Genomic DNA, 9,923 nt, shown 5'->3' on the forward strand with positions numbered 1-9,923 from the left:
CTCTTTCCCCCTCAGAGCTCTGACAGGGCCTCGTTCATTCTCTGCATTGCCTCAATGAGCTGGCTCTTCTTGGTGGCGTAGCTTATTCTTATCCAGCCCTCGCCGGCCTTTCCAAAAGCCGTTCCCGGAATGACGACGACGCGGGCGTTTTCAAGCAGCCAGTCAGCGAAGTCCTCGCTGCTCATGTCCAGGCTTGGATCGATCTTTGCCCAGATGTAGAACGCTCCCTTTGGCTTGAACGGCGTTATGTGGGGCATCTTGTGGAGGTGCTTGAGAACCAGTCTTCTCCTTTCGGCGTAGGTCTGGCGCATCCTCTCAACCGCTTCCCAGCTGCGCTTGTCCCGGAGGGCGGTGATTCCCGCTATCTGGATGAAAGAGGTGACGTTACCGATGACGTAGGCGTGGAGCTTTATCATATCCCTGATGACCTGTGTTGGGGCTATGGTGAAGCCGAGGCGCCAGCCGGTCATGGCGAAGGTCTTGGAGAAGCTGTTCGCCAGAATTGTGTTGTCCGGGGCGTACTTTATCATCGGGTAGTGCTTGGCCCCCTCGTAGAGGAAGTGCTCGTAGGGCTCATCGCTGAGTATGTAAAGGTTGTAGTCCTCGGCTATGTCAGCAATCGCTTTAACGGTCTTCTTCTTGAGAATAGCACCGGTGGGGTTGTTGGGATAGTTGAGAACCAGCATCCTTGTGCGCTTGGTTATGGCCTCGACGAGCTCATCGGGATCGATCTGGAACTCGTTCTCCTCCCTGAGGGGTATCCTGATGATCCCCGCCTCGGCTATCTTGGCATCCTCAACGTAGCACACGAAAGCGGGATCGGGGATTATGACGTCATCATCCTGCTCAAGGAGGGTCTGAAAGGCCAGATAAGTCGCCTCGTAAGCGCCTGCCGTGACTATTATATCCCCAGGAGAAACGTCGACTTTGTAGTGAGTCTTGTAGTATTCAGCGATGGCCTCGCGGAACTCGGGAATGCCCGCGTTAGGAGTGTAGTGGGTGTACCCCTCATCTATCGCCCTTTTCGCGGCCTCCTTGATGACTTGGGGAGTGTCAAAGTCTGGTTCGCCGATGCCTAGGGATATGACATCGTCCATCTTCTTTGCCTTTTCAAAAAGCTCCCTGATTTTTGAGCGCTGAATGAGGTTTATCCTGCCAGCAAGGAAATACTTGCGCTTTTTATACTTCATAAGCATCACCTCAGGCACTTCGAAAATGAGGAAGGGATTTTATAAACCTATCCTCAACATGGTACAGAAATGCGCACGGAACGTCTACAAAACTTCAACGAGTGCCGCTTTTTCAAAAAAAGTTTTCACTTTTTCCTCGTCACAGTCGGTCATTGGAAGTTCGTTGAGGTTGAGTTCTCTCAGCACCTCCAGAGCCCTCTCACGGGTTCCAAAGACCACCAGATAGTTCTCACCGTTTTTTATGCCGTTTCGGGCTATGGCATCTTTTATCTGAAGCGTTCCAGCCAGGCGGATGAGCAGTTCCCCGCCAAGGGTTCTGGCGTGGTTTGTATTTCTCTCAAATGAGCGGAGCGCCATCAGGGCCGCAAATGCCACTGCCTCCCAGCATTCGGCGCTGACTATCTGGATGGCTCCCCCGAGCTTTGGGACAAGGCTCTCGGCATCTTTCACATGGACTTTCGCGATGTGGAGTTTTTCCTTTATCTCTCTCATTGAGCTCCCCGAAGTTGGGTGAAATATTCGATGTTAAAACCCTTTCTCCCCTCCGATTTTTATAAATCTAAAACATTTTTTGCATTCTTGAATTTTTCTAAAAATTTTTTGAAATTAATAATACTATAATATTACCATGCATCCGCAAAGTATTTAACTAATTAAATCACTAGTTATTTCAGCGGCTTACTGGACTGGGTGGTGCAGGGATGAGCAAAATGCGTATCATCAGTGTACAGCTTCCCCAGGGCTTGATTAACGCCATGGATCAGCTGGTTAAGAAGGGTGTTTACCCCAGCAGGAGCGAGATCATCAGGGAAGCCATTCGCGAGCTTTTGAAGAAGGAACTTTATCAGCTTGAGACTGAAGAACGCTCAACGCCTGACTACATCCTGAAATAAGCCGCTAAAATCATGCCGTAAAATCATTATCATCCAAAGCCAGACGTGTTGAGGGGGTTGGGGCAATGGTATTTAAACTCCTGGAACAGGCCGGAATAAAACTTGATTTGGACGACGAGCCCAGAACCGCGAAGTTCGATGGATTCTCCGACGAAAACCTTGAGGACTTGATACGGATCGTCATAGTCGGCGTCGGCGGTTCTGGAAACAACACCATAACCAGGCTCTACGAGCTTGGTGTTCAGGGTGCGGAGCTCATAGCCATGAACACCGATGCCCAGCACCTTGCCAGGACGAAGGCACATAGGAAGCTTCTCCTCGGCAAGGAGATAACGCAGGGCAAGGGCTCCGGTGGAAACCCTGAGATAGGCTACCGCGCCGCCGAGGCGAGCGCCCACGAGATTGCCGAGACCATTGGTGACGCTGATCTTGTGTTTATAACCGCTGGTATGGGTAACGGCACCGGTACGGGCGCTGCTCCCGTTGTTGCCAAGGTCATAAAGGAGCGTGCCAGGCACAACGGAAGGTTTAGGGAACCGCTCGTCGTCAGCGTCGTGACCTACCCGTTCAAGAACGAGGGCAAGATAAGGATTGAGAAGGCCAAAGCTGGTATAAAGGCCCTCATGTACTACTCCGACACTGTCATCATAATCGAGAACGACAAGCTCCTCAAACTCGTTCCGAAGCTACCTATAAATGCCGCCTTCCGCTTCGCCGATGAGATCATCGCCAGGATGGTCAAGGGCATCACAGAGACCATAAAGCTCCCGTCCATGGTCAACATCGACTTCGCAGATGTGTACAGCGTCATGCACAACGGTGGTGCGGCACTCATCGGAATCGGTGAGAGCGACTCCAGCAACAGGGCGGTCGATGCCGTCAAGAACGCCCTTGAGAACAAGATGCTTGAGGTCGAGTACGGCAGCGGCGACAGGGCGCTGGTACACTTCACCGTCGGGCCCGATGTGAGCCTCGGTGAGATAAACGACGCAATGAACATAGTCTACGAGAAGCTCGGTGAGAAGAGCGAAATCAAGTGGGGAGCGAGGATAGACGAGGACATGGGCAAGGTCGTTAGGGCAATGGTCATCATGACCGGCGTTAAAAGCCCGCACATTCTCGGCGGGGAGCACGCCCTCCGCGTTGGCTCCTCCTTCAAGGAGAACATCATAACCCCTGAACCGGTTAAGCCCTTCAAGTCGGCGGACAACGGCTTCGACAAGATATTCACGACAATTGCCAAGAAGGAGAAGAAGGAGCTCCCGCCCTACGCGAGAAGGGTTCTTGATGACTTCATAGACATCACCTGACCCTTTCTTTTACCTCCGGCAGGTGGTTCCAGTGGCCGTTGTGATCAGCGTAGCCAACCAGAAGGGCGGGGTTGGGAAGACCACTCTGACCATGAACCTCGGTCATGCCCTCGCCGCCATGGGCAAGAGGGTTCTTCTCGTTGACATAGACCCCCAGTTCAACCTTACCTTTGGACTGATAGGTATGGACGTCCTCCAGTACGGGGACAGCAACGTGGGGACTCTGATGACCCGGGAGAGCGATATCGAGGACACCATCGTCGAGGTGAGGGAGAACCTTCACTTAATTCCAAGCCATCTCAATCTCTCCGCCAGGGAGATAGAGATCATCAACGCCTACAACCGCGAAAGACGCCTTGAGAAGGCTCTCACCCCGATACTGCCTGACTACGACTACGTCCTCATAGACAACCCGCCCAGCATGGGAATATTTCTTGTGAACTCGCTCACCGCTTCGGACTACGTGCTCATCCCGCTCGAACTCAGCTACTTCGGCGTCATAGGGATGCAGCTCATGTTCAACCTCATGCGCATGATCCGCGAGGAGACCAACGAGAACCTCAAGCTACTCGGCCTCGTTCCCAACAAGTTCACCCGCCAGACGAAGGTACCGAAGATGCGCCTCAAGGAGCTCAAGGCAACCTATCCGGACGCCCCAATTCTGACGACCATCCCAAAGGCAATAGCCCTTGAAAAGGCCCAGAGCCAAGGGATGAGCATATTTGAATTTGACGGGGATGGTAGGGCCTCCAAGGCTCTTCTAAAACTCGCGAGAGAGGTGGTTGAGATTGTCGAAGGATAAAATCCCCAAGCTTTTTGACGGTTCCGTTAACGAGCTCACGCGGCCGTCCAGGCCCAAAAAAGATCGAAAGGCCAGATCAAGGGATATGAAGAGGGAGAAGAAGCAGAAGACCCTTTACATCAGCCTAGACATGAACAGAAAGCTCATCGAACTGTACGGAGAAGAGGGGAGGAGGCAGAGCGTCATAGTTGAGGACGCGGTTAACCTTTACTACTACCTAAAGCTCGCCCTCGGGGAAAAGAAGTTCGATGAACTGATGAGCGCGGTGAAAAGAGAGGACCCGGAGTTCCTTAGGGAGTACATTGGAAGATTCAAACTCTGACGTTAATCCAGACCGCTTAATCCAGGCCCAAAATCAGCCCCTAAAATCACGCCCCGGCTCCCTCTCAATCCCTGTGGAATAAGGTGCTAAAATCAGTCACAGAACGTTTCTATTATCCTCTGGATTATCTTGCTGGTCTTCGCCCTGTCCTTTTTGTATAGGTAGGGTATCCTTATGACCTCGGCGTCTATACCGTGCCTCCTCAGCTCCTCCTTGAGGCGCTCGCAGCTGAACCCCTGATCGGGCCCTATTGCCACTATGTCTGGATTTGTCTGTTTCACCAGCTCGTAATCTATCCCGCCGGGGGAGCCGATGTAGACCTCGTCCACGACCTTAAGCGCCCTGAGGAGTTCCGCCCTGTCCTCGGCGCTGTTTACTGGCTCCCTGCGCTTCTGTTTTCTAACAGTCTCATCGTGGGCGACTATCACTATCAGCTCATCCCCCAGGGCCTTGGCCTGGCTGAGAAAATGGATGTGGCCAACGTGAAGGATGTCGAAAACCCCGCCAACGAGGACGCGAATTTTTCCTCTTTCTCCTCCTTTTTCCCCCATCTCAGCCCACCGTCAGTTCCCAAATCCTGTCTTTGGCGTGGTGGATGTTCTTCACTGCCTTTCCCTTGGGCTTCTCCTTCATGGCCTTACCGTCCATCAGAGCTATGCCTATCGCAAGGGGCCTTCCGTAGTCCTCCTCGACCACGAAGACGAAGTCGCCCTCTCTGATGTTCTCGTCGGCGTCGGTTATTCCTGCCGCCATGACGTCGGCCCCCTTTATTATGAACGGCACCGCACCGGCATCGACCACCACCCTTCTCGGCCACTTCCTCAGGTCTTCCTCGTTGGAGAGCTCGTAGAGGGCTATGACCAGGGGGAATATGAGGTCTTTCCTTCTGATGAAGAAGGGCCTGCCGTTGACGAGAAGTATTTCCGTTGTCCTGTCGAATTCGGCGACCTCGACCCTGTCCTTTTTGTTGAGCATCTTCCTCGCTATCTCCTCGCCGAATATATTCCCCATCTCGCGGATTATCTCCTTGACCTCCTTCTTGCTGAGGGGATGCTTGACCTTCAGCTCCACAACTCACACCTCCAGGGTTTCCTCATAGAGCATCCTCGCGCTTTCCCGTGGGTTTTCGCTTGCGTATATGGACCGTCCCACTATGATGTAGTCGGCACCGGCCTTTAAAGCCTCTCCCGCCCCGCCGCCCTGGGCTCCAACGCCGGGGGTCAGGATTTTGATTCCCGGCTTCAGCTTGGAGCGTATGTATGAAACGCGCCCCGGCCTCGTTGCAGGTCCTATAACCCCGAAGGGCTCAAGCTCGTTGGCCAGCCCAATCAGTCTGTCGGTTGCCGGCTGGATGAACTCCCTCGCCCCGGGATGGCTCATCTCCACGACGATTATCGTCTCCCCGAGCTCCATTACGGCCCTAACGCTGTCCCTCCCGACGAAGCCGTGGGCGATGATGTAGTCGGCGCCAGCCTCGAAAACCTTGCTCGCTATCAGCCTGTTGGTGTTTGGAATATCGGCGAGCTTCAAATCGGCTATGACCGGCAGCCCCGTGACCTGCTTCAGCTCCGTGATGATGCTAAGCCCTGAGCCGATTATCAGCGGCCAGTTCACCTTCACCGCCCAGAGGTAATCCGCCGTGCACTCCGCTATCTCAAGTGCCCTCTCCCTGTCGTACACGTCAAGTGCGAGTATGAGCCTGCTCTCCTTCATCCCTTCACCTCACGAGGGACTTTATTTCCTCCGGCAGTCCGTCGCCCTTGAGGGTCAGTGCAACGTGGTAGGCGCTCTTCATGGCATCGGCCTCTTTTTCCGCCCAGGTCACCACGACGAGGTCGCCCTCGTTCGGCCTGAACATTCCACCCAGCCTTTCGGCGAGGGCCGGCATGGTTTCGCTCAGGGGTCTCCCATCCTCTGGAAAGACGGGCTCACCGTCCCTCACGACGAGGATCATGGCACCCTTGGCGAAGAACCTTATTGCCTCGTCCCGGAGCTCGATGCTCTTGAACCCCGGCGGATTTCTGACCACCAAACCGTATGCCGGATAACCCTCAACCTCCCCGACTCTCTGAACCTCGGAAAAATGCTCTGATAATCTCTCAAGGAGCTTCATCCCTTCCTTGTTTAGCGAATGCCCGCGCTGGGTGGAACTTATAACGTCCAACGCTGAAAGCTTTTTCAGGAGCGTCCTAACGCTCCCCTCCCCAAGGTCTAAAACCTCTGATATGGCCTTTCTCCCCGTTGGATTCTGGAGCATGAAAAGAACCGCAACGGCATCTTCAAGCGTGAACTCAGGATAGGCCCCCCTCTTCCAGCTCATCGGCTTCCCTCCGAGAAAAGTAGGGCGAGGAGATTAAAAAGTTTTAGAGAATCAGAGCCATCTCGGCTTCAGACCCGCCCACATCCTCATCTTCTCGTGGGCGATGATGCGCGGTATGTTGCCCCTCTCCTTTGGTCCAGGGTTCTTCATGTAGAAGGCGTTGACCTCGTAGACGGTTCCAAAGGCCCTCTTCTCGACTGCCATCTTTCCGAGTCTGACGAGGTCGACGAGGAGCCCCGCCAGAGCCGGGCTGTCGTTTATCCTTCCAGTGATGACGAGCTCATCCCTGGCACCGTTGAAGCTGACGTACTCGATGTGCATCGCGATGAACTTCTTGTCGCCCAGAGGTTCGAGGAATCCCGTGGGCTTGATGTAGTGCGGAGCGTCGTAGCCGAGGAGCTCCTTGACGACCGAGCTCTTGGTGAACTCCTTGCTCTTGTTCCTCTCCTTGTCGGTCAAAGCAAGGAAGTCGTTGTTTCCGCCGATGTTGAACTGAGCGATGTCGAGGACATAGCGGTTCCTCTGGGCGAGGTGGCTAAGGACGTCGGCGGTGAGCGGCGTTGCTCCCGTGGCACCGTCGTCGCCGAAGATCGCCATGTTGCTCTCCCTCGCGAGCTCAACGAAGGCCGGGTCGTTGGCTATTAAAGTGGGAATCGCGTTGACGAAGGCGGCCCCGCCGACTTCCCTGGCGTACTGTGCTATCGCGTAGGCATAGACCTGAGTCGCGGTCAGCCTGTCCCTGCTGTCCTCGGCTATGGCCTTCTCAAGCTCCTCCCTGCTTCCAAAGGGCACGAAGGCCTCGGTGGTGCAGACGTTGACAAAGACCTCCGCCTTGAGACCCTTCCACTCGTTAACGAGGTGCTCGACGGCCTCCTTGAGCGTCATCTCGTCCTCAAGGCCAGTGGCCTCGATCGGGAGGTTCCTGAGGCTCCTCAGGTGAACTCCCTTCCTTATGGTTACGCCCTTGAGGCTCTCCGGCGCCTCTGGATCGTAGGTCTTAACGACCTCGTGGAGGTCTCTGCCCACTTTGCTCGCGTCCACATCGTAGGAACCGACGATCTCAATCTCCTTGATTTTGATTGGAAGCTCATCGGCAAGGGGAACGCCGTACGGCTCCATCTTGCCGGCCTTTATCTTCTCAAGGCCGCTCGCGAAGATGCTTGCAACGTATCCCTGTCCGAGTATGACAACCCTGACCATTCTTCTCCACCTCCTTTGCTTGCGATAAATTATTTTACAGCAGTTAAATAGTTTTTGGTGAAAAAACGATTTCATGGATCTTTGAACATCCTATACTCCCGCCGTTTCCCGATCGCCGGCTACAGAAATCCGTCCAAAAATTTTATAAATAACAAAACTTGAATAAAAGATGGCGTTTGCCCGCTTTCTAAAATAACTCCCTCCGGGCCTTTTTGGGCTCGCTTTTGAAAACTTTGGAGGGTGGTAGCCATGAGGGCCGCGGCGCTATGGCTGGTTGCACTGGTGATTTTCGGAGTAATTGCCAGCGGCTGCATAAGTGGCGAGGAAGCGAAGACCTCTTCTGCTGGGGTTCAGCTTACAGGGGACATTACAAAGGACCTTGTGGAGATAGGAAAGGTTCTGGAGCAGAACGGGGTTAATGAGGTTAAGTTCACCGCCTGGGGTTCCGGCGATCCTAACAGCGTTATGAGGGTCTATGGGATAGTGGAGGCCGCGAGGAGGATAAACAAAATCTGGGCCGACAACGGAATCAACGTCAGGATCGTTATAACCGAGACCCACTACGTCGCCTCCTTCCAGGATGCCTACAAGGAGTACCTCAGCAAGCAGCCCCTCGGACAGGCGGGGGACTTCTTTGTCAACAGCTACGCCTTCCTGCCGACGCTGGCGGACGAGGGCTACATACTAGACATAACGGACTACGCCAAGGCCTACCAGAGCGTCATCGACGACTTCTATCCGTCCCTGATAGAGGCCTCCAAGTTCAACGGAAGGCTCTACGGTCTGCCGCAGGACACCGAGGCGAGGCCGCTCTACATAAGGAAGGACGTGGCCCAGAAGATAGGGCTCGACCTCAACGGCCTCGATGAGAAGGTCAAGAACGGTGAGTTCACCTGGAGCGACGTCTACTACTGGGCCAAGAAGGCCAAGGAGAGCGGTGCCGCCGAGTGGGGCCTCATACACAGGAAGGGCTCCGCTCACCCGGACCTGATACAGTTCATCTTCGCCTTTGGTGGCAAACTCTACGACGAGAACACCGGAAAGCTCGTGGTGGACGTCCCGGCGGTTTACAAGTGGCTCTACGTCGAATGGAAGTTCGCCCAGGACGGGCTTCTGCCGAAGGACATCATGAGCTGGGACTGGGCCAAGCAGATACACCCGGCCATAGTCGAGGGCAGGACGCTCTTCGACATAGGCGGGACCTGGTACTGGACCGAGTGGCAGACCAAGCAGTACTACGCCAAGGGCGGGACACCAAGGGGCCTGAAGCCCGAGGAGGTGAGGGACTGGTTCTACTACACCCTCTTCCCTGCGGGCGAGAAGGGGGACAGGCCGGTAACCCTCAGCCAGCCCTTCGTCTGGATGATAAACTCCAAGGCAGGCCAGCTGAACCCCAAGTATGACGAGCTGAAGGACGTCTACCACAAGCTCGCCTTCCTCATGCTGATAAAGGCCAGCGACCCGGACATAAACGCAATCCACAGCGTCATCTCCGCCCATCTGCCCGTTAGGAAGGAGGCGGCGAAGCTGATAAAGGACGACAAGTGGCTCAGCGACCTCAAGGCCCTCAGCCTCGACCTGAGCGACGAGGTGAAGAGCAACATCAGGGACATCGTGCAGGCTACGGTCAACCCGATAAACGCCCAGTTCCTAGCGGACGTCAGCTACATGCTGGAGTATACCCACCTGGCTCCGGCCCACCCGAAGTATCCCGCTCTGGCCGACATCTTCAAGGAGGCAGTTGACAAGGTTCTGAGGGGAGAGATGACGCCGGAGGAGGCTGTCAACTACATCGTCCAGAAGGTCAACGCCGATCCGGAGCTCAAGGAGAACGTCGAGGTGCAGGGAGAGATACCCAAGGACTGGAAGTTCCCGCAGGGATGAGG

Annotated in this window: 12 protein-coding genes; 5 read left to right on the plus strand and 7 right to left on the minus strand. The window is 54.8% G+C overall.

From position 1 onward, the window contains the following. Positions 1 to 11: 11 nt before the first annotated feature. The gene (locus ACZ5M3_RS07765) at positions 12 to 1,190 is read right to left on the minus strand and encodes an aminotransferase class I/II-fold pyridoxal phosphate-dependent enzyme (RefSeq protein ID WP_464840827.1); all 1,179 of its coding nucleotides are present in this window, start codon (positions 1,188 to 1,190) and stop codon (positions 12 to 14) included. Positions 1,191 to 1,274: 84 nt separating this feature from the next. Next, positions 1,275 to 1,682, minus strand: a complete 408-nt coding sequence (cgi121, locus tag ACZ5M3_RS07770) for a KEOPS complex subunit Cgi121 (RefSeq protein WP_464839099.1) — start codon at positions 1,680 to 1,682, stop codon at positions 1,275 to 1,277. Positions 1,683 to 1,891: 209 nt separating this feature from the next. On the opposite strand from cgi121, the gene ACZ5M3_RS07775 reads away from it, so the two are divergent. The 4 genes from ACZ5M3_RS07775 to ACZ5M3_RS07790 all read left to right on the plus strand — a co-directional run bounded on the left by ACZ5M3_RS07775 (position 1,892) and on the right by ACZ5M3_RS07790 (position 4,517). Continuing rightward, positions 1,892 to 2,083: a ribbon-helix-helix domain-containing protein gene (locus ACZ5M3_RS07775; protein ID WP_088180914.1), complete on the plus strand. Its 192-nt coding sequence runs from the start codon at positions 1,892 to 1,894 to the stop codon at positions 2,081 to 2,083. A 65-nt stretch (positions 2,084 to 2,148) separates the two neighbouring features. After that, the gene (gene ftsZ, locus ACZ5M3_RS07780; RefSeq protein ID WP_464839100.1) at positions 2,149 to 3,393 is read left to right on the plus strand and encodes a cell division protein FtsZ; all 1,245 of its coding nucleotides are present in this window, start codon (positions 2,149 to 2,151) and stop codon (positions 3,391 to 3,393) included. 31 nt (positions 3,394 to 3,424) lie between these two features. Then, entirely contained in the window at positions 3,425 to 4,195 is a 771-nt protein-coding gene (locus tag ACZ5M3_RS07785) for a ParA family protein (protein WP_074631120.1), read from the plus strand. After that, positions 4,182 to 4,517 carry a CopG family transcriptional regulator gene (locus ACZ5M3_RS07790; protein ID WP_464839101.1) on the plus strand — a complete coding sequence of 112 codons (336 nt, stop codon included), beginning with the start codon at positions 4,182 to 4,184 and terminating at the stop codon, positions 4,515 to 4,517. The genes ACZ5M3_RS07785 and ACZ5M3_RS07790 overlap by 14 nt, the downstream gene beginning before the upstream one ends. A gap of 92 nt (positions 4,518 to 4,609) precedes the next feature. Here ACZ5M3_RS07790 and ACZ5M3_RS07795 read toward each other — a convergent pair whose 3' ends face one another. Genes ACZ5M3_RS07795 through ACZ5M3_RS07815 form a run of 5 tightly spaced genes read right to left on the minus strand, consistent with a single transcriptional unit; the run spans position 4,610 to position 8,037 of the window. Further along, entirely contained in the window at positions 4,610 to 5,068 is a 459-nt protein-coding gene (locus tag ACZ5M3_RS07795; RefSeq protein WP_464839102.1) for an FAD synthase family protein, read from the minus strand. Position 5,069: 1 nt separating this feature from the next. Then, complete coding sequence (locus tag ACZ5M3_RS07800; RefSeq protein WP_464839103.1) at positions 5,070 to 5,588, minus strand: RNA-binding protein; 519 nt, start codon at positions 5,586 to 5,588, stop codon at positions 5,070 to 5,072. 3 nt (positions 5,589 to 5,591) lie between these two features. Beyond that, entirely contained in the window at positions 5,592 to 6,230 is a 639-nt protein-coding gene (gene pyrF / locus ACZ5M3_RS07805; protein ID WP_464839104.1) for an orotidine-5'-phosphate decarboxylase, read from the minus strand. Between the two features lie 4 nt (positions 6,231 to 6,234). Next, the gene (locus ACZ5M3_RS07810; RefSeq protein ID WP_464839105.1) at positions 6,235 to 6,837 is read right to left on the minus strand and encodes a DUF4443 domain-containing protein; all 603 of its coding nucleotides are present in this window, start codon (positions 6,835 to 6,837) and stop codon (positions 6,235 to 6,237) included. 51 nt (positions 6,838 to 6,888) lie between these two features. Then, a complete protein-coding gene (locus ACZ5M3_RS07815; RefSeq protein WP_464839106.1) occupies positions 6,889 to 8,037 on the minus strand; it encodes an inositol-3-phosphate synthase in 1,149 nt (382 codons plus the stop codon). A 249-nt stretch (positions 8,038 to 8,286) separates the two neighbouring features. On the opposite strand from ACZ5M3_RS07815, the gene ACZ5M3_RS07820 reads away from it, so the two are divergent. Then, on the plus strand, positions 8,287 to 9,921 hold the full coding sequence (locus ACZ5M3_RS07820; protein ID WP_464839107.1) for an extracellular solute-binding protein: 1,635 nt from the start codon (positions 8,287 to 8,289) through the stop codon (positions 9,919 to 9,921). The last annotated feature ends 2 nt before the right edge of the window (positions 9,922 to 9,923 follow it).

It is taken from the genome of Thermococcus coalescens (genome assembly GCF_055392585.1).

What these genes read in the sequence shown, in the direction of transcription:
- ACZ5M3_RS07775 (WP_088180914.1), top strand. Translation starts at nt 1,892, where the DNA reads ATGAGCAAAATGCGTATCATCAGTGTACAGCTTCCCCAGGGCTTGATT.
- ACZ5M3_RS07815 (WP_464839106.1), bottom strand. Translation starts at nt 8,037, where the DNA reads ATGGTCAGGGTTGTCATACTCGGACAGGGATACGTTGCAAGCATCTTC.
- ACZ5M3_RS07795 (WP_464839102.1), bottom strand. Translation starts at nt 5,068, where the DNA reads ATGGGGGAAAAAGGAGGAGAAAGAGGAAAAATTCGCGTCCTCGTTGGC.
- ACZ5M3_RS07810 (WP_464839105.1), bottom strand. Translation starts at nt 6,837, where the DNA reads ATGAGCTGGAAGAGGGGGGCCTATCCTGAGTTCACGCTTGAAGATGCC.
- ACZ5M3_RS07765 (WP_464840827.1), bottom strand. Translation starts at nt 1,190, where the DNA reads ATGAAGTATAAAAAGCGCAAGTATTTCCTTGCTGGCAGGATAAACCTC.
- ACZ5M3_RS07820 (WP_464839107.1), top strand. Translation starts at nt 8,287, where the DNA reads ATGAGGGCCGCGGCGCTATGGCTGGTTGCACTGGTGATTTTCGGAGTA.
- pyrF (WP_464839104.1), bottom strand. Translation starts at nt 6,230, where the DNA reads ATGAAGGAGAGCAGGCTCATACTCGCACTTGACGTGTACGACAGGGAG.
- cgi121 (WP_464839099.1), bottom strand. Translation starts at nt 1,682, where the DNA reads ATGAGAGAGATAAAGGAAAAACTCCACATCGCGAAAGTCCATGTGAAA.
- ftsZ (WP_464839100.1), top strand. Translation starts at nt 2,149, where the DNA reads ATGGTATTTAAACTCCTGGAACAGGCCGGAATAAAACTTGATTTGGAC.